Source organism: Erwinia aphidicola (genome assembly GCF_024169515.1).
GTDB classification, from domain to species: Bacteria; Pseudomonadota; Gammaproteobacteria; order Enterobacterales; family Enterobacteriaceae; genus Erwinia; species Erwinia aphidicola.
Genome location: NZ_JAMKCQ010000001.1, coordinates 2941436 through 2961934, shown reverse-complemented (window position 1 = coordinate 2961934; position 20499 = coordinate 2941436). Strand labels below are relative to the sequence as shown.

At 56.0% G+C, this 20499-nt stretch carries 25 protein-coding genes and 1 other annotated feature; of the genes, 13 read left to right on the top strand and 12 right to left on the bottom strand.

The annotated features are described in order from the left end of the window. Nucleotides 1-78 precede the first annotated feature (78 nt). The 4 genes from J2Y91_RS13795 to J2Y91_RS13780 all read left to right on the top strand — a co-directional run bounded on the left by J2Y91_RS13795 (nt 79) and on the right by J2Y91_RS13780 (nt 2901). Nucleotides 79-954 carry a LysR substrate-binding domain-containing protein gene (locus J2Y91_RS13795; protein WP_133624257.1) on the top strand — a complete coding sequence of 292 codons (876 nt, stop codon included), beginning with the start codon at nt 79-81 and terminating at the stop codon, nt 952-954. A gap of 252 nt (nt 955-1206) precedes the next feature. Further along, on the top strand, nt 1207-1443 hold the full coding sequence (locus J2Y91_RS13790; RefSeq protein ID WP_253538608.1) for a helix-turn-helix domain-containing protein: 237 nt from the start codon (nt 1207-1209) through the stop codon (nt 1441-1443). Further along, complete coding sequence (locus J2Y91_RS13785) at nt 1373-2227, top strand: integrase core domain-containing protein (RefSeq protein ID WP_253538605.1); 855 nt, start codon at nt 1373-1375, stop codon at nt 2225-2227. The genes J2Y91_RS13790 and J2Y91_RS13785 overlap by 71 nt, the downstream gene beginning before the upstream one ends. A 227-nt stretch (nt 2228-2454) precedes the next feature. After that, complete coding sequence (locus tag J2Y91_RS13780) at nt 2455-2901, top strand: transposase (protein WP_166643191.1); 447 nt, start codon at nt 2455-2457, stop codon at nt 2899-2901. A gap of 90 nt (nt 2902-2991) precedes the next feature. On the opposite strand, the gene htpG is transcribed toward J2Y91_RS13780, so the two are convergent. The 7 genes from htpG to J2Y91_RS13745 all read right to left on the bottom strand — a co-directional run bounded on the left by htpG (nt 2992) and on the right by J2Y91_RS13745 (nt 9924). After that, nucleotides 2992-4860: a molecular chaperone HtpG gene (gene htpG, locus J2Y91_RS13775; protein WP_208864892.1), complete on the bottom strand. Its 1869-nt coding sequence runs from the start codon at nt 4858-4860 to the stop codon at nt 2992-2994. Between the two features lie 106 nt (nt 4861-4966). Continuing rightward, nucleotides 4967-5572, bottom strand: coding sequence for a recombination mediator RecR (gene recR / locus J2Y91_RS13770; protein ID WP_048916895.1), 606 nt, complete (start codon nt 5570-5572; stop codon nt 4967-4969). Next, a complete protein-coding gene (locus J2Y91_RS13765) occupies nt 5572-5901 on the bottom strand; it encodes a YbaB/EbfC family nucleoid-associated protein (RefSeq protein ID WP_048916896.1) in 330 nt (109 codons plus the stop codon). Before J2Y91_RS13765 ends, recR begins: the two co-directional genes overlap by 1 nt. 51 nt (nt 5902-5952) lie before the next feature. Continuing rightward, nucleotides 5953-7890: a DNA polymerase III subunit gamma/tau gene (gene dnaX / locus J2Y91_RS13760; protein WP_048916897.1), complete on the bottom strand. Its 1938-nt coding sequence runs from the start codon at nt 7888-7890 to the stop codon at nt 5953-5955. Further along, nucleotides 6556-6617: a sequence feature (DnaX frameshifting element), on the bottom strand. Its footprint overlaps the gene before it by 62 nt. A 180-nt stretch (nt 7891-8070) precedes the next feature. Continuing rightward, the gene (locus tag J2Y91_RS13755) at nt 8071-8673 is read right to left on the bottom strand and encodes an Ail/Lom family outer membrane beta-barrel protein (protein ID WP_133624260.1); all 603 of its coding nucleotides are present in this window, start codon (nt 8671-8673) and stop codon (nt 8071-8073) included. Between the two features lie 167 nt (nt 8674-8840). Continuing rightward, nucleotides 8841-9392: an adenine phosphoribosyltransferase gene (gene apt / locus J2Y91_RS13750; RefSeq protein WP_048916902.1), complete on the bottom strand. Its 552-nt coding sequence runs from the start codon at nt 9390-9392 to the stop codon at nt 8841-8843. A gap of 154 nt (nt 9393-9546) precedes the next feature. Beyond that, complete coding sequence (locus J2Y91_RS13745; protein WP_133624261.1) at nt 9547-9924, bottom strand: DUF454 family protein; 378 nt, start codon at nt 9922-9924, stop codon at nt 9547-9549. A gap of 65 nt (nt 9925-9989) precedes the next feature. Here J2Y91_RS13745 and priC point away from each other — a divergent pair, with 65 nt between their 5' ends. Genes priC through rsmS form a run of 3 tightly spaced genes read left to right on the top strand, consistent with a single transcriptional unit; the run spans nt 9990 to nt 10980 of the window. Beyond that, nucleotides 9990-10526: a primosomal replication protein PriC gene (gene priC / locus J2Y91_RS13740; protein WP_048916904.1), complete on the top strand. Its 537-nt coding sequence runs from the start codon at nt 9990-9992 to the stop codon at nt 10524-10526. 32 nt (nt 10527-10558) lie between these two features. Continuing rightward, the gene (locus J2Y91_RS13735) at nt 10559-10804 is read left to right on the top strand and encodes a GlsB/YeaQ/YmgE family stress response membrane protein (protein WP_048916905.1); all 246 of its coding nucleotides are present in this window, start codon (nt 10559-10561) and stop codon (nt 10802-10804) included. 26 nt (nt 10805-10830) lie between these two features. After that, nucleotides 10831-10980, top strand: a complete 150-nt coding sequence (gene rsmS, locus J2Y91_RS13730) for a pleiotropic regulatory protein RsmS (protein WP_099755085.1) — start codon at nt 10831-10833, stop codon at nt 10978-10980. Nucleotides 10981-10987: 7 nt separating this feature from the next. On the opposite strand, the gene acrR is transcribed toward rsmS, so the two are convergent. Next, nucleotides 10988-11626, bottom strand: a complete 639-nt coding sequence (gene acrR / locus J2Y91_RS13725; RefSeq protein WP_062818364.1) for a multidrug efflux transporter transcriptional repressor AcrR — start codon at nt 11624-11626, stop codon at nt 10988-10990. Between the two features lie 141 nt (nt 11627-11767). On the opposite strand from acrR, the gene J2Y91_RS13720 reads away from it, so the two are divergent. The 4 genes from J2Y91_RS13720 (at nt 11768) to ykgO (ending at nt 16688) form a co-directional block, all read left to right on the top strand. Then, a complete protein-coding gene (locus J2Y91_RS13720) occupies nt 11768-12967 on the top strand; it encodes an efflux RND transporter periplasmic adaptor subunit (RefSeq protein WP_133624262.1) in 1200 nt (399 codons plus the stop codon). A gap of 16 nt (nt 12968-12983) precedes the next feature. Then, nucleotides 12984-16133, top strand: coding sequence for a multidrug efflux RND transporter permease subunit AcrB (acrB, locus tag J2Y91_RS13715; protein WP_133624263.1), 3150 nt, complete (start codon nt 12984-12986; stop codon nt 16131-16133). A gap of 141 nt (nt 16134-16274) precedes the next feature. Next, a complete protein-coding gene (locus tag J2Y91_RS13710) occupies nt 16275-16535 on the top strand; it encodes a type B 50S ribosomal protein L31 (RefSeq protein WP_048916910.1) in 261 nt (86 codons plus the stop codon). 9 nt (nt 16536-16544) lie between these two features. Then, nucleotides 16545-16688 (top strand): type B 50S ribosomal protein L36, encoded by a 144-nt coding sequence (gene ykgO, locus J2Y91_RS13705; protein WP_099755082.1) that lies wholly within the window; start codon nt 16545-16547, stop codon nt 16686-16688. A gap of 81 nt (nt 16689-16769) precedes the next feature. Here ykgO and J2Y91_RS13700 read toward each other — a convergent pair whose 3' ends face one another. Genes J2Y91_RS13700 through J2Y91_RS22990 form a run of 4 tightly spaced genes read right to left on the bottom strand, consistent with a single transcriptional unit; the run spans nt 16770 to nt 19326 of the window. After that, the gene (locus J2Y91_RS13700; protein WP_133624264.1) at nt 16770-17648 is read right to left on the bottom strand and encodes a metal ABC transporter solute-binding protein, Zn/Mn family; all 879 of its coding nucleotides are present in this window, start codon (nt 17646-17648) and stop codon (nt 16770-16772) included. A gap of 9 nt (nt 17649-17657) precedes the next feature. Next, the gene (locus J2Y91_RS13695; RefSeq protein ID WP_099755081.1) at nt 17658-18515 is read right to left on the bottom strand and encodes a metal ABC transporter permease; all 858 of its coding nucleotides are present in this window, start codon (nt 18513-18515) and stop codon (nt 17658-17660) included. After that, complete coding sequence (locus J2Y91_RS13690) at nt 18512-19201, bottom strand: metal ABC transporter ATP-binding protein (protein ID WP_133624265.1); 690 nt, start codon at nt 19199-19201, stop codon at nt 18512-18514. Before J2Y91_RS13690 ends, J2Y91_RS13695 begins: the two co-directional genes overlap by 4 nt. Next, nucleotides 19201-19326, bottom strand: coding sequence for a hypothetical protein (locus J2Y91_RS22990; protein ID WP_263575963.1), 126 nt, complete (start codon nt 19324-19326; stop codon nt 19201-19203). Before J2Y91_RS22990 ends, J2Y91_RS13690 begins: the two co-directional genes overlap by 1 nt. 287 nt (nt 19327-19613) lie before the next feature. Here J2Y91_RS22990 and J2Y91_RS13685 point away from each other — a divergent pair, with 287 nt between their 5' ends. Together J2Y91_RS13685 and tomB are read left to right on the top strand one after the other, a co-directional pair. Beyond that, a complete protein-coding gene (locus J2Y91_RS13685; protein WP_133624266.1) occupies nt 19614-19967 on the top strand; it encodes a hypothetical protein in 354 nt (117 codons plus the stop codon). 143 nt (nt 19968-20110) lie between these two features. Beyond that, nucleotides 20111-20491 (top strand): Hha toxicity modulator TomB, encoded by a 381-nt coding sequence (gene tomB, locus J2Y91_RS13680; RefSeq protein ID WP_048916915.1) that lies wholly within the window; start codon nt 20111-20113, stop codon nt 20489-20491. Nucleotides 20492-20499: the final 8 nt, after the last annotated feature.

Sequence of the window (20499 nt, the reverse complement as noted above, 5' to 3'; positions counted from 1 at the left end):
CAGAGTAGGGAAATCGTGCTGGACTTTAAAATGATATAAACAGACACTTGCTGTTAGATTTTCTCACAGGGTATTTTTATGTCCGGCCTCCCTTCTCTGCGCGCTTTACGCTATTTTCATCAGGCAGCCCTGCACCAAAGCTTTAGCCTGGCTGCACAATCACTGAACGTGACGCATAGCGCAGTCAGCCATCAAATCAAGCAGCTTGAGGAGTGGTTGGGCAAGCCGCTGTTTCTGCGGGCAAATGGTCGGGTTCAGCTAACATCCGACGGCGAGCGCCTTAAGGTTTGCTGCATGCAAACCTTTCGTGAAATTGAAGTAACCTGTGAGAAAATCAGGGCCAGAAATTTGCACAGCCTGACGATCTCCTGCGCGCCGAGCTTCCTGGCGCAATGGTTGATTCCACGTATCAGCCGCTTCACCGAACGCCACGCCGAAATTGCCCTCACCTTTCAAACCCACGTGGATATTGAACGGGTGCGTAGTGAGTACACGGATATTTTGATCGTCAGCCACGAGGAGTCGCTGCAGGAGGACATTGCCGCTACGCTGATTACCGTCGACTATATTGGCCCGGTCTGTTCGCCGCTGTTCGCTAACCGCTTCAACTACGAGACCGATTTCTCTACTCTGCCGCTGCTGCATGCCGATACTAAACTGCACGCCTGGGCCGAATGGGCGAAGAAAACCGGCGCGCGCGGCGATTTCTGGGCAGGCAGGCATTTTGATAATCTGACGCTGGCGATTCAGGCGGCGCGTAATGGACTGGGGATTATTATGACGCCGCAGATCCTGGTGAAAAAAGAGATCCGGGACGGATCGCTGATTGCACCGCTGGGCTTTGCCGAAGTGGACCGCGCCACCTGGATGATGGTGAAAGCGTCGCGTAAAGAGGAAACCGAGATCGACCTGTTCCGCCGCTGGCTGTTAGAGGAAGCATCGATCGCGGGTTAATGAGGGGCCGGGCGTGCTGCGGGTCGGCGAGTTTGCGATGCTGCGGGTCGGGCATGCCCGACCCCTACGGCGATTAACGTAGGGGTGAGGCTTGCCCGCCCCCCACGGCGATTAACGTAGGGGTGAGGCTTGCCCGCCCCCCACGGCGATTAACGTAGGGGCGAGGCATGTGTACGAACCGGGCTGATAGGTAACACTTTAGACCGGGCTGATGGGTAACAGTTATAAACGGCATAGCAGAGGAGACTCACTATGCCCTGGACTGAGACCCACACCATGCAGCGTCACCGTTTCATACTCGCCTGCCAGTCAGGCGAGTACTCTATTTCTCACCTTTGCCGTGAGTTCGGCATCAGCCGTAAAACCGCCTACAAGTGGCTGCAGCGCTTCGATCCCCGGGCGCTCAGCTGCCTGGACGGTGCCCGCTGCCAGCACTATCGGGAACATCCTCCGCCAACATGGCCTGGTCAGGCCCGCCGCCACGCGTAGAAAATCGCCCGTCCGGCAGGTCCCTCTTCGTGACGTCAGCGACGTTAACCAGACCTGGGGCGCAGATTTTAAAGGGAAGTTCCTGCTGTCCGGCGGGGGCGACCGCTGGTGCCACGCCTTTACGCTGACCGACCTGCACAGCCGCCAGCTGCTGTGCTGCGAGGCGGGCGCAGCCGAGACGGGCGCCTTCGTCAGGGCATGCCTGGAGCAGGCGTTCAGGGAAAACGGGCTGCCGGAGGTTATCCGCACGGACAACGGCAACCCGTTCGCCGGTACGGGGCTGGGCGGACTGACGCCGCTGAGCGTATGGCTGATAAAGCTGGGCATCCTGCCCGAGCGCATCAGGCCGGGAAAACCGACGGAGAACGGGCGCCACGAGCGGATGCACCGGACGCTGAAGGAGGCGATGTCGTACGGCCACCGTTACGGCACGCTGGAGGAGCAGCAGGCCTGGTTCAACGCGTTCAGGGAGGAGTACAACACGGTGCGACCGCACTCGGCGGTGGGCGGAGCGGTGCCGTCAAGCCTGTGGAGGAAATCCGAGCGTGAATACACGGGAGAGGTGCCGGAGGTGGCGTATGACGAGGGAGCGAAGCTGTACCGGGTGCAGCAAAAAGGGGACATAAGGCTGAAGGGAAGGCGGTTGTTCGTCAGTGAGTCGCTGCGGGGAGAACGGATAGAGATAAGGGAAGAAGATGAAGGGGGTACGTCAATCCTGTTTGGGAGAAAGATACTGGGCTACTATGAGGCAGTCAGCCACAGTATCAGGCGATATGAGGGCTGAAAGTGTTACCTATCAGCCCGGTTCGATCTGTAACCCATCAGCCCGGCGCTACACATGCCCGCCCCCCACGGCGATTATCGTAGGGGCGAGGCATGCCCGCCCCCACGGCGATTATCGTAGGGGTGAGGCATGCCTCGCCCGCCATTTTGCGAGCCGTGCCGACTATCTTCACGCCAAAACCCCGCGTAATGCCAGGCGCTGATATGCTCCTCAAAAAGGAGGATCTCATGCACCAAAGGAAGTCTCTGCGCCTTAAACACTACGACTACCGTCAGCCGGGATATTATTATCTGACCCTGTGCTGCCTGAACAAAAAACACTATTTCGGACGCTGTACGCGCAATCAAAGCTGGCTGAATCAGAGGGGGATAATCGCACGGGAATTACGCCAAAGCCTGACAGCACATTTTCCCAAATGCCTGCCCGACAGCTTTATCATTATGCCCAATCACCTGCACTGCATTCTGATCATATCGGATGGCAACCAGCACCCGCTCAGCACCATCATTGGGAGTTATAAAGCGGCAGTGAGCAGAGAGATCGGCAAAATGTTTGCGGGAGCTAAGCTGTGGCAGCGCGGATATTGGGAGCGAGTAATACGTGATGAGAGGGAATTAAATCATGTGCGCGAGTATATGTTGAACAACCCGGCGCGCTGGTGTTTGGGGGAATAAAGCAGGATAAAAAAAGGGTCAGGCACTTGCCCGACCCTTACTGCGATCTGCCCAGCTGTGAGGCATACCTCGCCCGTTGGACAGAGGCGATTAACCCAGCAGCAGCTGGTTCATGCGGCGGATAAACTGGTTAGGATCGTCCAGCGTGCCTTTCTCGGCGAATAGCGCCTGGTCCAGCAGCAGCTCAACCCACTCGGCAAAGCGGGCTTCATCCTGCGTATCGGCGGCGCGTTTCACCAGAGCGTGATCCGGGTTCAGCTCAAACAGATACTTCACTTCCGGCACGTCCTGGCCAGCAGCAGCAAACAGCTTCGCCATCTGGGTGCTCATTTCGTCCGCTTCGGTGGTGACAATCGCCGGGGTGTCGGTCAGACGATGCGTCAGACGCACCTCTTTCACGCGCTCACCCAGCAGCGTTTTCACGCGCTCCACGAACGGCTCCAGCGCTTTCTCCGCTTCTTTCTGCTCTTCGGTCTCTTCATCGGCCAGTTTGCTCAGCGCGTCATCCGCTTTGCTCACCGACTGGAAAGACTTACCGTCGAATTCGGTCAGATAGCTCATCATCCATTCGTCGATGCGGTCGGAGAGCAGCAGCACTTCGATGCCTTTCTTACGGAACAGCTCCAGATGCGGGCTGCTTTTCGCCGCGGCGTAGCTGTCGGCAGTGATGTAGTAAATCTTCTCCTGCCCTTCCACCATGCGGCTGACGTAATCTTCCAGCGACACGGTCTGCGCCGGACCTTCGCTGCTGGTGCTGGCAAAACGCAGCAGTTTGGCGATGGTCGCCACGTTGCCGCTGTCCTCTGCCGGGCCTTCTTTCAGCACCAGACCAAACTGCTGCCAGAATTTCTGATATTTCTCTTCATCATCCTTCGCCACTTTCTCCAGCATCTGCAGGGAGCGCTTGGTCAACGCGCCGCGCAGGGTCTGCGTGATGCGGCTGTCCTGCAGGATTTCACGCGAGACGTTCAGCGGCAGGTCGTTAGAGTCGATCAGCCCTTTGACGAAGCGCAGATAGTTCGGCATAAACTGCTCGGCGTCGTCCATGATGAACACGCGCTGCACGTACAGTTTCAGGCCGTGCTTGTGATCGCGGTTCCACATATCCCACGGCGCCTGCGCCGGGATGTAGAGCAGGCTGGTGTACTCCTGCTTGCCCTCAACGCGGTTGTGGCTCCACGTCAGCGGGTCGGTATAGTCATGCGCGACGTGTTTGTAGAACTCTTTGTATTCGTCTTCGCTGATATCAGACTTATTACGCGTCCACAGCGCCTGCGCTTTGTTGATCTTTTCCCAGCTGGTGGTGTTGTCTTCTTCGTTATGGCTTTCAATCTCTACCGGCAGGGCAATATGGTCGGAATACTTGCTGATAATGCTGCGCACGCGCCATGCATCAAGGAACTCATCTTCGCCTTCGCGCAGATGCAGCGTGATTTCCGTGCCGCGATCTTCTTTAGTGATGTCGGCGATCGTGTATTCGCCCTCACCGGCAGATTCCCAGAACACGCCTTCATCGGCGGCAGCGCCGGCTGCGCGGGTGCGGACTGACACTTTATCGGCCACGATAAACGCCGAGTAGAAACCAACACCAAACTGGCCGATCAGCTGGCTGTCTTTCGCCTGGTCTGAACCCAGTGATTCGAGGAAGGATTTGGTGCCTGACTTGGCAATGGTACCGAGGTTTTCAATCACTTCGTCACGACGCATCCCGATACCGTTGTCGCTCAACGTCAGGGTGCGTTTTTCCTTGTCGACCGAAACCCGTACGCGCAGCTCGCCGTCACCCTGGTAAAGGTCCGGGGTGGATAACGCACGGAAGCGCAGCTTGTCGGCGGCGTCAGAGGCGTTTGAGATCAGCTCACGCAGGAAGATTTCTTTATTTGAATAGAGGGAGTGGATCATCAGGTGCAGAAGTTGTTTTACCTCTGACTGGAAGCCACGGGTCTCTTGTCCTTTCATGGTCATTGCTACCTCAACTAAGAACAGGTTGATGAACGTTGAGGATATAAGTGGGGGGATATTTGGGGATTTCAAGACGGCACGATCAACTCGTGCCGTTGATTGTTCAGAATTTAATCTTGAGGCGCCCGGCCAGAGAGTGCGACAGCGTGGTGCCGTCGACCATTTCCAGCTCGCCGCCCACCGGCACGCCGTGCGCGATGCGGCTGGCGTCCACACCATACTGTTCACACAGGCTGGCAATGTAGTTGGCGGTAGCTTCGCCTTCAACCGTCGGGTTGGTGGCGAGGATCACTTCCTGAATTGACTCTTTTTCCAGCCGCTGCTCAAGGCGATCGAGGCCGATATCATTCGGTCCGATGCCATCCAGCGGCGACAGATGGCCCATCAGCACAAAGTAGCGCCCGGCAAACTGCCCGGTCTGCTCAATGGCGTGAATATCTGCCGGGCTCTCCACCACGCAGATCAGGCCGTTCTGCTGACGCCGGGGATTGGCGCAGATGGTGCAGGTTTCCTGCTCGGTGAATGTCCGGCAGTCGGCACAGTGACCAATCTCCGACATCGCCCGCGTCAGGGCCTGCGCCAGTCGCATACCGCCACTGCGGTCGCGCTGTAACAGCTGGAAAGCCATGCGCTGTGCCGACTTCGGCCCGACGCCCGGCAGGCAACGCAGCGACTCCATCAGTGCTTCAAGGAGCGGGCTGGTTTGCATCAGAATGGCATCTTGAAGCCAGGTGGCAGAGACATTCCGCTGGAAACGGCCGCCATTTTCTCTTTCTGGGTTTCAGCAACGCGACGTGCGGCATCATTGAATGCCGCAGCAATCAGGTCTTCCAGCATGTCTTTGTCATCTTCCAGCAGGCTTGGATCCACTTCCACGCGGCGGCAGTTGTGCGCACCGTTGATGGTGACCTTGACCATGCCAGCGCCAGATTCACCGGTCACTTCCATCGCAGCGATCTCTTCCTGCACCTGCGCCATTTTGTCCTGCATTTGCTGGGCCTGCTTCATCAGGTTGCCCAATCCGGCTTTACCAAACATAAGTTCTCTCTCTTCAGCTCAGGCCACATCATCACGTGATAATGCGGCGGGTTAAACAGGTCGGATACTCTCTTCGTCTACGTCAGCGTCGAAAAATCGCTGCAGCGTCTGGATATGAGTATCCGTGATAATCGACTGACGCGCCTGCGCCAGTTTCTCTTCGTAAATTTTTTGCCGCCACTCCAGCGGGGTCAGCACCGCCGGATTATCATCTTCCACCACGGTTAATTCAATGGGGTGTGCGGAAGCAGCATTCAAGGCATCACTCAGCGCTTTCTGCGCCGAGGGCGAATTCAGATGGCGCTGGCTGGAGCGCAGATGCAGGCAGATGCCGTTTTCGGTCGGCTCTTTCCAGGCGTTGAGCGCCAGCTGCTGCACCAGTTTTGGCATCGTAAGCGCAGCGATCTCGGCAGCCCAGGCATCACGCTGTAATGACTCAGCAACCAGCTTCGCCACCAGTTCCGGATGTTTTTCCAGCTCAAGTGCGGTGCGCAGCGCTTTTGGCGTGGCGACCTTTTCCGTTTTTACTTCTGTCGGATTGAGCGCTTTCCAGCGGTAGGCCTCTTCCTTTACCGGCGCGGCGGGTTGCGCTGCGGCCTGCTGCAGGCGCTGCTGCCCGCGTTCGGTAACGGCGGCCAGGCGCTCCAGTGCCGAGCTTGCCGGCCGCGCACCCTGCGCCGCCGGCTCACTCTTTTTTGGCTTACTCGCCCCCTGATGGCGCAGCAGCTGCGTGCGCGCCTGTAGGAGCTGGCTGGTGGTATCCGGTAATCCCTGCGGTGGCGGGGACTCCACGGTATGCGCTGCAGGCGGGCTGGACGGCGGCGCGGCATCCGGTGCAGGCATCACCGCAGCAGTCGCCTGTGGCGTCATGGTCGGGCGTGCAACCGGTTCAGCAATCACCGCTTTCGGATGAAAAGCCAGCGCACGCAGCAGCGTCATCTCGACGCCCATGCGGCGATCCGGCGCCAGCGGCAGCTCTTTACGCCCCATCAGCAGCGTTTGATAATAGAGCTGCACATCTGCCGGTGGCAGCACCCGCGCCAGTTCACGCAGCCGCTGTTCAATCGCGGCCATGTCATCACCGAGCGCTGAAGGCAGCAGTTGGATCATCGCCACGCGGTGCAGCAAGGTAAGCATCTCCACCAGCAGCGCTTCCCACTCCACGCCGCGCGATGCGGCCTGAGTCAGCAGCGCCATCACCTGTTCACCGTCGGCATTAACCAGCGCTTCAATCAGCGCCAGCGGCTGTTCGTCGTCAAGGGTGCCGAGCATGTCATTCACCGTGGCGGTGGTCACCTGCCCCTGCCCCATGGCGATGGCTTGATCGGTCAGGCTCAGCGCGTCGCGCATACTGCCGTCTGCAGCACGCGCCAGCAGCTGCAGTGCACGCGTTTCCGCAGCAATCTGTTCGGCCTTCAGCACGTGCTCAAGCTGGCCGCGGATCTGTTCCTGATCGAGCGCCTTGAGGTGGAACTGCAGGCAGCGCGACAGAATGGTCACCGGCAGCTTTTGCGGGTCGGTGGTGGCTAGCAGAAATTTGACGTGCTCCGGCGGCTCTTCCAGCGTTTTCAACAGCGCGTTAAAGCTGTGGCGCGAGAGCATGTGAACTTCATCGATCAGATAGACTTTAAAACGACCACGCGCCGGAGCGTACTGGACGTTATCCAGCAGATCGCGCGTGTCTTCCACTTTAGTACGGGAAGCGGCATCGATTTCAATCAGATCGACAAAGCGCCCCTGTTCGATTTCACGGCAGTTGTCACACTGCCCGCACGGGGTAGCGGTTATGCCGGTTTCACAGTTCAGCCCCTTTGCCAGCAGGCGGGCAATGGTGGTCTTACCAACGCCACGGGTGCCGGAGAAAAGATAGGCGTGATGGATGCGGCCAAGGGACAAACCGTTAGCCAGCGCGGTCAGAACATGTTGCTGACCGACAACATCAGTAAACGCTTGCGGACGCCACTTGCGGGCCAGTACCTGATAGCTCATTAAGACTTCATCATCGATTGGAATGAATGGGTGTACAAGGTCGTGATAAACCAGAGTGAGCAACTATAACAGTTCCCGGCTTGCTCGTCTTATTCAATCACTTTATCGCGGCTAAGGGCGCAGATATCAGACAAACAGCCACGATCCTGTGGCTGTAAAAGATGAAGGTTGTGGAGGTAGTTAGAAACGATACCCCACGCCAACGTTGAAGCCGTGACTGGACGTTTTCTGCAGGTGACCGCCCTGATAACCGACGTCCAGCGCCAGGTTATCAATCAGATTGAACTGCATTCCCGCCCCCCAGGCAAAACGCGAACTGGCCCTTTTTTTGCGCCCGGAATGTTCACCATCAGCATCTCGATAGTGGGTGATATTGGTGCTGCTTTCCCAGCCCGGGCCAGCCAGCGCGTAGAGACTGGCCCAATGGCTGATGCGATAAGCCGGCCCCACCATCAGCGAATAGTAGCGCACGCGATGGTATTTATTCTCTGAGGCGCCATCAAACTGTGCAAACTGGCTACCGCGCCCGTTCATCCAGGTAAGTGACACCATCGCGCTGAGCGGCAGCTGAGGGATTTCGTAGCGATATTTAAGGTTAAGACCTTTGATATTGTTGAAATGCTGATTGTGGCTCTGGGCGTATCCCAGCGTGAAGGTGTGCAGCCCGCTGATATCTTTTGTCTGGTACTGATAATCAACAGGGGCCTTAGTCTGAGCGGCGTTTGCGGCTGTGGCACCCGCCAGTGCGGCGAGGAGAGTAGTAACGGTAGCGATTTTGTTCATCCCGAACTTCCTTTATCACGGTGACGGCTGCATTTTGCCGCACAAGTGTAAGCATCAGGGGGGATGAATCGCTGCTTTTTGTGCCGAACAGCGGTTGAAGGCATTTGGTGTACAGGGAGAGAAGCAGATGAGGAGAGATCGGGGCGGACCCGCCGCCCCGCAAAATCTTAGTGACCGGGGAAGTTCACCAGACTGTAGCTTTCAATGCCCTGCGCCTTCAGGCGTGATTCGCCGGTGAGGTCAAACAGATTAATGATGAAAGCGGCATCTTTCACGGTGCCGCCCGCGCGGCGGATCAGCTTCACGGTGGCCTCAATCGTGCCGCCGGTCGCCAGCAGATCGTCAACCACCAGCACCACGTCACCCGGCTGGATAGCATCACAATGCAGCTCTAACTGGTCGGTGCCGTACTCCAGCTCGTAGCTTTCGGCAAAAGTTTTACGCGGCAGCTTGCCGGGTTTACGCACCGGTACGAAGCCCACGCCCAGCCCAAGCGCAACCGGTGCGCCGAACAGGAAACCGCGCGCCTCAGTGCCCACCACCTTGGTGATGCCAGCGTGACGATAGCGTTCAACTAACAGCTCAATGCTCAACGCATACGCTTTCGGATCTTCCAGCAGGCTGGTGACGTCACGAAAGAGAATGCCCGGTTTTGGGTAGTCCGGGATGCTTTTGATACTGTTTTTAAGGAATTCAAGCTGCTGCGCAGTCGCGGTCATAGTGTTGTGCCTGGTAAATACAAATCTGACTCACGCGGCTTGCTTCACGCACGACGATAAAGCCGGGTGAAATTCAAACACTGGGGGAAAGCCGCGCACGAAAACGACCAAATCTAGGCAAAACGCCGGACAATTGCAACCGTGTTTAGCGAAATCAGCGCTTTTCCTGCTCTTCGTCAACCACTGGCAGGCGGATCATAAAGATCAGCAGGCAGCAGAGTATCGCCAGCAGCAGCAGGCGTACCCAGAGAATTTTGACCATCCACAAGGAAAAGGCAAAGGTCAGCAGAATAAACAGGATCGCCCTGCCCTTGGCGCCCGGTGGCATTGCCCGATGCTGCTGCCAGTGACGCAGGTAGCGCCCGAATACCGAGCGGTGCAGTAGCCAGTGATGGAAGCGCGGAGAAGACCGGGCAAAGCACCAGGCCGCCAGCAGTAAAAATGGCGTGGTTGGCAGCAGCGGCAGTACCACGCCGAGCGTGGCCAGTACCACCGCCAACCAGCCAAGAGTAATAAGAAGATAACGTTGCATGGCGTACCCGAAAAAATTGGCTCTAAACAGGGTATCATAGCCGCAATACTGCCCTGGAGAACACGATGAAAAGCGCAGCTTTACTGCAACAACTGGAAACGCAGCTGGAACAGCTGGCGCAGGCTGTCGAGCCGCATGCTAATAAACGTAATGCGCAGGCGCGCTTTGACCATCAGTTATTTCACAGCCACTCTACCCGCCTGGGCGATTATCTGCAGGAAGTCAGACAGACCATGGCGCTGTTAAAACAGAGCGTGAGGGATAATCGCCCGGAAAGCGTGGCATGGATGGCCGAACGCGTGGTGCTGCAGATGAGCGCCATGCAGCGCGAACTGGCAACGCTCAAGATGCGCAGCAGTGAGACCCGCGCGGCGCCTGTGCGCGAGAACCTGTATGAAAAGCTGGCCGAACATCAGGATTTTGAGCGCCGCCTGCGGGCGATGATTCAGGACCGGGAAAGTCTGCTGGCCGTGCAGGAAACGCTGGCACAGCAGCAGCAACTTCAGCGTGAGGTGGCTGCACTCGAAGGGCGTTTGCAGCGCTGCCTGCAGGCGTTGAAGCGAATTGAGCGCGGCATCGAAAATCGCGAGCGCGGGCTATAATCGGATGATAACTCGCTGAAAGAGAGGCCGCTATGGGGCTGATTAGCTGGATGGTAACCGGTTTGCTGGTGGGCGTTATTGCACGCCGTTTTTTCCCCGGCCGCCCCGGCGGCCTGATGCCAACGTTGTTATTGACTGCAGTGGGTGCCTTGATTGGCGGCTACGTCAGCAGTTATTTTGACTACGGGACGCTGGCAATCTTCCACCCGCGGGCGCTGCTGGCCGCGTTTGCCGGCGCGCTGGTCATGGTTGGCGTGGTCAGAATGCTGCGCATCTGAAATTTTTATCATTATAAGGAAAACGTATGTCGCTGGATACTGCACCGGAAGAGGTCAAACTGGCCGTGGATTTGATTATGCTGTTGGAAGAGAATCAGATAGCGCCAGAAACCGTGCTGGCAGCGCTGGCGATTGTGCAGCGAGATTTCGAGCAGAAAGTCGCCGCACGTTCATAATTTCGCGCTATGCTGGCTTGCGTAAGGTTGGGCACCCGATCAGCATCTCGATCAGCGTGTCCACCAGCTGCGGCGCGTCGGCGGCGAGGTCAAAGCTCTCCGGCATAAACAGCCAGTTTTCCATGATGCCGCTGATGTAGCCACGCATCACTACAGCGACGCGACGCGTGTTAAGATTTTCCGGAAGTTGCTTTGCATCAATACACTGTTGTAAAACCTCTTCTATCTTCTCATAACATTCAAGATAGAGATTTTGCTGCATTAGCTGGAGGGTAGTCATTTCACCGACGAACTCACATTTATGGTAAATAATTTCCATAAGTGCACGTCTTCTCGGATCAGTGGCTGCCGCGTCAAGGACATACAGCAACATAGCTCGCATAACAGAGAGTGGATCCGCCGGGTATTTTGATTGATACTCAAGCTCCAGGTCTGCCATTCCGGATTCGGACTGTGCCCAAATCTCATTGAGCAAATCCGTTTTATTTTTGAAATGCCAGTAGATTGCACCCCGCGTCACGCCAGCACTTGCGGCAATATCAGCCAGTGACGTTTTAGAAACGCCATGTTCAGAAAAGCGCTCGATAGCCGCATCTATGATGTGATTTCGCGTTTCCTGAGCTTGTTGTTTGGTATTTCGTGCCATGAGGGTGTTTTTTACAAAGCGTTAGACTTACATACATTTCCGAATGTATGTACCATAGCACGACCATAATTTAAACGCAGCAATGGGTTTATGGGTTTGTGATCCATTGAACAATCGATATCGGACACTCGAGGTTTATTTATGAACAAAAACAGAGGGTTAACGCCTCTGGCGGCCGTTCTGATGCTTTCAGGCAGCTTAGTGCTAACAGGATGTGATAACAAAGATTCTCAGCAGGCCGGTCAGCAACAGGCCCCTGAAGTGGGTATCACGACGCTAAAAAGCGCACCGCTTAAAATTACCACCGACCTGCCGGGTCGCACCTCATCGTTCCGTATTGCAGAAGTTCGCCCACAGGTTTCCGGCATTATTCTGAAACGCAACTTCGTTGAGGGTAGTGATATCAAGGCTGGCGAATCCTTGTATCAAATTGATCCGGCCACTTATCAGGCCGCTTACGACAGCGCCAAAGGTGACCTCGCACAGGCTCAGGCCAACGCGCAGATCGCCGCTTTAACCGTAAAACGCTACAAGCCTCTGCTGGGTACTAAGTACATCAGTCAGCAGGATTACGATACCGCGGCAGCCACCCAGAGCCAGACCGCTGCCGCCGTTCAGGCAGCACAGGCAGCCGTTGAATCTGCCCGTATTAACCTTGCCTATACCAAAGTGACCTCGCCTATCAGCGGACGCATTGGTAAATCCTCAGTCACCGAAGGTGCGCTGGTGCAGAGTGCTCAGACGACCGCTCTGGCAACTGTGCAGCAGCTGGACCCGATCTACGTTGACGTAACCCAGTCGAGCGAAGACTTTATTCGTCTGCGCGACGAGCTGAAATCCGGCCAGCTGCAGCAGACCAACGGCAAAGCTGAAGTCAAACTGTTAACGCAGGATGGTAAAGAATACTCGCAGAGCGGAACATTAGAATTCTCTGATGTCACCGTTGACGAGACCACCGGCTCCATCACACTGCGTGCAGTGTTCCCTAACCCGGACCACAACCTGCTGCCAGGCATGTTCGTACGAGCTCGCCTGGATGAAGGCACCAACCCAAATGCATTGCTGGTTCCTCAGCAGGGCATCACCCGCACGCCAACTGGCCAGGCGACTGCCATGGTTGTCGGTGCGGATAACAAGGTTGAAGTGCGTAATGTGACAGCCGATCAAGCTTTCGGCGACAAATGGCTGGTCACGTCAGGTCTGAAAGATGGCGATCGTGTGATCACCACCGGTCTGCAGCGTGTGAAACCCGGTGCGGCGGTGACCCCACAGGAAGTTAGCGACGACAGTGCCAAAGAAGCCCCTCAGCCTCAGGCACAGTCTGAACAACCGAAGTCTTAACAGGAGCCGCTGATACATGGCTAAGTTCTTTATCGATCGCCCCATCTTTGCCTGGGTTATCGCCATCATTATTATGCTGGCGGGTGCGCTGTCGATCCTGAAACTGCCGATTGAGCAATATCCTAACGTTGCTCCACCGGCAATCGAGATCACCGCCACCTACCCGGGTGCCGATGCGAAAACTTTGCAGGACTCCGTCACGCAGGTTATCGAACAAAACATGAACGGCATCGACGGCCTGATGTACATGGGTTCAAGCAGCGACTCTTCGGGTACGCTGCAGCTGACTCTGACATTCCAGTCCGGTACCGATGCTGATATCGCGCAGGTGCAGGTTCAGAACAAACTGCAGCTGGCGATGCCGTTGCTCCCGCAGGAAGTACAGCAGCAGGGGATTAAAGTTCAGAAATCCTCCAGTAGCTTCCTGATGGTTGCCGGTTTCATCAACGATAACGGCACCATGACGCAGAACGACATCTCCGACTACGTGGGTTCTAATATTAAAGATCCCATTAGTCGTGTCTCCGGCGTGGGTGATACCCAGCTGTTCGGGGCGCAGTATGCGATGCGTATCTGGATGGACCCGCATAAACTCAACAACTACTCACTGACGCCGGTCGATGTGATCAGCGCCATCAACACCCAGAACGCCCAGGTGGCGGCCGGTCAGCTCGGTGGTTCACCACCGGTGAAAGGCCAGCAGCTGAATGCCTCGATCATCGCGCAGACGCGTCTGACCTCGGCTGAAGAGTTCGGTAAGATCCTGCTGAAAGTGAACAGCGACGGTTCACGTGTCCGTCTGAGCGACGTGGCGCATATCGAGCTGGGTGGTGAGAACTACGAGATTATTGCACGCTACAACGGTCAACCGGCCTCGGGTCTGGGGATCAAGCTGGCAACCGGTGCTAACGCCCTGGATACCGCTGCGGCGGTAAAAGCTGAGCTTGCTAAACTGGAGCCGTTCTTCCCGGCCGGCATGAAAATCGTCTATCCGTATGACACCACGCCATTCGTTAAGATCTCGATTAACGAAGTTGTGAAAACACTGGTCGAAGCTATCGTGCTGGTGTTCCTGGTGATGTACCTGTTCCTGCAAAACTTCCGCGCCACGCTGATCCCAACGATTGCGGTGCCGGTTGTCTTGCTCGGCACCTTTGCGATTATCAGCGCGTTTGGCTACTCGATAAACACCCTGACGATGTTCGGGATGGTGCTCGCCATCGGCCTGTTGGTGGATGACGCCATCGTGGTGGTCGAGAACGTCGAGCGCGTCATGGCCGAAGAGGGCCTACCGCCCAAGGAAGCCACGCGTAAATCGATGGAGCAGATCCAGGGCGCGCTGGTCGGTATTGCGCTGGTGCTGTCAGCGGTATTTATTCCAATGGCCTTCTTCGGCGGGTCTACCGGGGTTATCTATCGTCAGTTCTCGATTACTATCGTTTCCGCGATGGTGCTGTCGGTTATCGTCGCGCTGATCCTGACTCCGGCACTGTGTGCCACCATGCTGAAGCCGATTGCGAAAGGCGACCATGGCAAAACCACCGGTTTCTTCGGCTGGTTTAACCGCCTGTTCGACAAAAGCACCAATCACTACACCGACAGCGTGGGCCACATCGTGCGCAGCACCGGTCGTTACCTGGTGATTTATCTGCTGATCGTGGTGGGCATGGCCTATCTGTTTATGCGCCTGCCAACCTCCTTCCTGCCGGAAGAAGACCAAGGGGTATTCCTGACCATGGCCCAGCTGCCAGCAGGTGCCACGCAGGAACGTACACAGAAAGTGCTGGACCAGGTGACGGATTACTACCTGAATAAAGAGAAAGCGAACGTTAACTCGGTGTTCACCGTTAACGGCTTTGGCTTTGCAGGTCGTGGTCAGAACACCGGTATCGCCTTCGTCAGCCTGAAACCGTGGGATGAACGTTCGGGTGCAGATAACAAGGTGCCGGCGATTGCCGGGCGTGCCATGGGCGCGCTGTCAGCGATCAAAGATGCGATGGTGATTCCGTTCAACCTCCCGGCGATTGTTGAGCTGGGTACGGCGACCGGTTTTGACTTCCAGCTGATCGATCAGGGTGGCCTTGGCCATGAGAAACTGACCGCAGCACGTAACCAGCTGCTTGGCATGATTGCTCAGCATTCAGATACCCTGGTAGGCGTGCGTCCTAACGGTCTGGAAGATACGCCACAGTACAAACTGACTATCGACCAGGAAAAAGCGTCGGCGCTGGGGGTATCGCTCTCCGATATCAACACCACGCTGGCGGCAGCCTGGGGCGGATCCTACGTTAATGACTTCATTGACCGCGGCCGCGTGAAGAAAGTGTACGTGATGGGCGATGCGCCTTACCGTATGTTGCCAAGTGATATTGGCAACTGGTATGTGCGTGCCAGCAGCGGTGAAATGGTGCCGTTCAGCGCCTTTGCCTCTGCGCAGTGGGTTTACGGTTCACCACGACTGGAGCGTTATAACGGCCTGCCGTCGATGGAGCTGTTAGGACAGCCAGCACCGGGTAAGAGTTCGGGTGAAGCGATGAATCTGATGCAGGACCTGGCGTCGAAACTGCCTACCGGTATTGGTTACGACTGGACGGGGATGTCCTATCAGGAACGTCTGTCCGGTAACCAGGCTCCGGCACTGTATGCCATCTCGCTGATTGTGGTCTTCCTCTGTCTGGCCGCACTGTACGAGAGCTGGTCAATACCGTTCGCGGTAATGCTGGTCGTACCGTTGGGTGTGGTCGGGGCGCTGATCTTTACCACCCTGCGCGGGCTGAGCAACGACGTGTACTTTGTGGTGGGGCTGCTAACCACCATAGGGCTATCGGCGAAGAACGCCATCCTGATCGTCGAGTTCGCTAAGGACCTGATGGAGAAGGAAGGCAAAGGCCTGGTGGAAGCGACTCTGGAAGCGGTACGTATGCGTTTACGTCCAATCCTGATGACTTCTCTGGCGTTTATCCTCGGGGTTCTGCCGCTGGCTATCAGTACCGGTGCGGGTTCCGGTGCTCAGAACGCCGTAGGTACTGGCGTGATGGGCGGGATGGTCACCGCGACTATCCTGGCGATCTTCTTCGTTCCAGTGTTCTTCGTGGTGGTTCGCCGCCGCTTCAGTAAGAACAAAGAAGAGCTGGAACATAGCCACCCAGTCGATCATCATCACTAATTCACGCAAGTTAATGTGAACCAGAGGCCGCTTAATGCGGCCTCTTTTTTTTTGTCTTTTTTCCAGCGTGCGCGCAGTTGCATTTTGCTCACCTGCGGCGCATACTATTGTTATAGTATAACATAACAAATGGAGTGACAGATGAAACAGAGTATTCATCCAACCTATCGCCAGGTGGTGTTCCATGACACCACGGCAGACGCCTGGTTTGTCGTGGGGTCGACCATCAAAACCGATCGCACGATTGAGCATGAAGGCAAACAGATGCCTTACGTGACGCTGGATGTCTCTTCGGCCTCACACGTCTATTACACCGGCAAGCAGAAAGATTTTGCCAAAGAGGGCAGCGCCGCACGCTTCAACCAGCGCTTCGGCAGCTTCCTCGGCGCGATGAAAAAGTAAGGAGCCATCATGCAGGTCTTAAGCTCTCTGGCCTCGGCCAAAAAACGCCACAAAGATTGTAAAATCGTACGCCGTCACGGCCGCGTATTCGTCATCTGCAAAAGTAACCCACGCTTTAAGGCCGTACAGGGCCGGGGTGGCAAGAAGCATTAATTGATGACTCTCAAGCATGCAACACAAGGGGATAGCCGCGGCTATCCCCTTTTTTATGCGGCTTAATCACGGGCTGGGCGCTTATTTCATGCTGCTGACCATCGCATTGACGTTATGTTTGAAAGCATTAATGTAGCTGTCTGCTTCACCGCCCTGCCCGGTCAAAGCTTCCGGATACAGCTCGCCGCCCGGCTGCGCGCCGCCGGCAGCGGCAATCTGTTTAACCAGGCGCGGATCGGTCTGATTCTCGATAAAGTAGGCATGGATCTTCTCCTGCTTGAGCTGAGCGATCAGCGCGGCGACGTCGGAAGCGCTGGCCTCAGATTCGGTGGAGAAACCGACCGGGGAGAGGAACGTTACCCCGTAGCGCTGGCCGAAGTAGCCGAAGGCATCATGGCTGGTCAGCACCTTACGTTTGCTCTGCGCAATAGCGCTGAACTCTTGCTGCGCCCAGCTATCCAGCTGCTTAAGCTGTGCGATGTAGGCGCTGCCGTGCTGACGGAAATAATCTGCATCCTGCGGATCGGCGGCGATCAGCGCATTCATCACGTTAGTGGCATAGATAACACCGTTCAGCATGCTGTTCCACGCGTGCGGGTCGGTAACCGTTTCTCCGTCCTCTTCCATTTTTCGCGTGTTGATCCCGGCTGAAGCCACCACCGTCTCTCCCTTATAGCCCGATGCGGCGATCAGGCGATCCATCCACCCTTCCATTCCCAGTCCGCTAACAAACACCACATCGGCATGCGCCAGCGCCTGGCTATCTTTTGGCGTCGGTTCAAAGCTGTGCGGGTCACCATTTGGCCCCACCAGGCTTTTCACCACGACGTGTTCGCCGCCAACGTTTTTTACGATATCCGCCAGCACGGTAAAACTGGCAACCGCTTCAACGGTTTTCGCCATTGCAGCAGGTGCGGCCAGCAATACGGACAGCGCCAGCGCCACAGGTAACTTCTTCATACTTACTCCCTATCTGATTGCCAATGGTTTACGCCCGGCAAAAATGCCGCCGCAGGGACCGATTAAAATGGAAAGAAAGAACAACAGTGCCGCACTCAGCACCACGGCGGGCCCGGCAGGTAACGAGAGGTAAAACGAGGCGTAAAGCCCGCTGAAACTGGCCAGCGTGGCGATGATCATTGCCGCCGCCAGCGTCCCGGCGAGATGACGGCTCCAGAATCGGGCGCTGGCCGCAGGCAGCATCATCAGCCCGACGCTCATCAGGGTGCCAAGCACCTGAAAGCCCGCCACCAGGTTGATGACAACCAGCACCAGAAAAATGGCGTGCACCAGCGGTGAAGTCCAGCGGTTCTGGGCGCGCAGAAAGCTCGGGTCAAAGGCATCAATGGTCAGCGGGCGGTAGATCAGCGCGAAGATCAGCAGGGTGACCGCACTGATGCTGCTGACCAGCACGATGGAGGGCGTATCGACCGCCAGCAGCGAGCCGAACAGGACATGCAGAAGATCGACGCTGGAACCGCGCAGCGACACCAGCGTGACGCCCAGCGCCAGTGAGCCAAGATAGAAACCGGCAAAGCTGGCATCCTCACGCAGCGGCGTATAGCGACTGACCGCGCCTGACAACAGCGCCACCGTCAGACCGGCAATCGCTCCGCCAATGCCCATCGCGACCAGCGAAAGTCCGGAGAGTAAATAGCCGATTGCGGCACCGGGAAGCACCGCGTGCGACAGCGCATCGCCCACCAGGCTCATGCGGCGCAGTAGCAGGAAGACGCCCAGCGGCGTCGCGCTCAGCGACAGCGCGACGCAGGCCACCAGCGCCCGGCGCATAAATCCAAATTCGATAAATGGCTGGATCAGCATCATGCGCTGGTCCCCCCACGGCGACTAAAGCTCAGCCCGGTCACGCCGCAGCCGCGGCAGGTCCATTCGCTGTGCTGCTCTTTCAGGCGTAACACCTGCGGGAAATGCTGCGCCACCGTAGCCATGTCGTGCAGGACAACAATCAGTGTCGCCCCGGCCTGATGCCGCTCCGCCAGCAGCGCCAGCAGCAGTTCGGTGGTATCGCTGTCGACGCCGGTAAAAGGCTCATCCAGCAGCAGCAGTTCTGCGTCCTGTATCAGCAGCCGGGCAAACAGCACGCGCTGCAGCTGCCCGCCGGATAAGGTTCCCGGCGCGGCGGCAGCGAACGGCAGCATATTGACGCGCTGCAGTGCCGACATGACCTGCTCACGCTGCTGGCGGTTTAAGCCTTTAAACCAGCCACTCTGACGCCAGAAGCCCATTGCCACCAGATCGAAAACGGTCAAAGGGAATGTTTTCTCCAGCTCAGCGTGCTGGGGCAGCCAGGCAACGGTCGGACGTGGCGCAGAGAGGCTGACCGAACCACTGACCGGGGGCAACATCCCGCACAGCGTCTTCAGCAGCGTTGATTTTCCGCAGCCATTTGCCCCCACGAGGGCCGTCATGCTGCCGCGTGCAAACTCACCGTTTAACTGCGGCGTCACCGCACGATGCTGATAGCCAACCACCAGCTGATTAAGTACGATCATCAGAGTGCCGCCCACCAGGTGAGCGCCGCCAGCGCGCCGACCAGGTGTAAGGTCAGCACCATACGCAGCCATGCCGGGCAGCTGAGCAAGGTGCCGATGCGAATAAAAGCCGGAGAGGTGTTCATTAAAAAGCCACTTAAATGTTATAACATAACAATAAGGTAGCGTGGATGGAGGCAGGACGGATATCATTAAAATGTATCTAATTATTACGTTGGAGCCGGATGGCTGAAGCGTTTTTTATATAAAAAAAACTCAACATGGTGATGGTTTTATGCGGAAGCATGCCGGTGCGAGTAAAATAATTAACTGTTAAATCATCAATATAGGCTACACTAAATTTATAACCTGGCTTATCCACTCGGCTACAGCAATTAAGCTGATAAGCAAAATTTAACTCTGAGAGGGAAAAATGCGCAAAACTTTACCATTAAAATATCGTCAAACTAACATTGAACCACTAGAATTAATGCATGAGATCCAACAGATAATTCCCAAAATAGAAGATGACCTGATTGGTTCATTGGAATGGTATTCACAAAATGCGCGATATGTTCCCGAAAGTCTGAAAATTATTTCCCTGGAATATTTGCAACAATCACGTTATAAAATGAACTACAGCTTCCGCTGGAACGTATTCAATGCCTGTCTGGATATTGATGCGAGTGAAACAACCCATCAGTCGGTCAATTTTACCCTTACTCCTGATGCGCTGGTGTTTGATTTCATTGATAACGATCGCCACAACATGTCCGATGAATTGTAATATTTGGTCAGTCGAGCGGCAGGTTATTTTAAATAAGTTATATTTTGTTTAGATGTTACATAGCATAGTAATTATCACTTCCTGGCACCCATGTTTAAAGTGCGGTTTAATGGCCTGTTTCGCAAGCTTAGGAGGGGAAAAAGATGGACGAATACTCACCGAGAAGGCATGATATTGCCCAGCTGAAATTTTTGTGTGAAAACCTGTACGATGAAAGCCTGGCTACGTTAGGCGACAGCCACCACGGCTGGGTTAACGATCCTACCTCTGCTGCCAATCTGCAGCTTAACGACCTGATCGAGCATATTGCAGCATTCACCATGAATTACAAAATTAAGCACATCGAGGACAGCGATCTGATAAGTCAGATTGATGAATACCTGGATGACACCTTTATGCTGTTCAGCAATTACGGCATTAATGTTCAGGACTTACAACGCTGGCAGAAATCCGCCAAACGACTGTTCAACATTTTTGCAGAGGAATGTGCAACAAGCCTGACACAGGCCAGCCATTCGTTTTAGCAACCCAT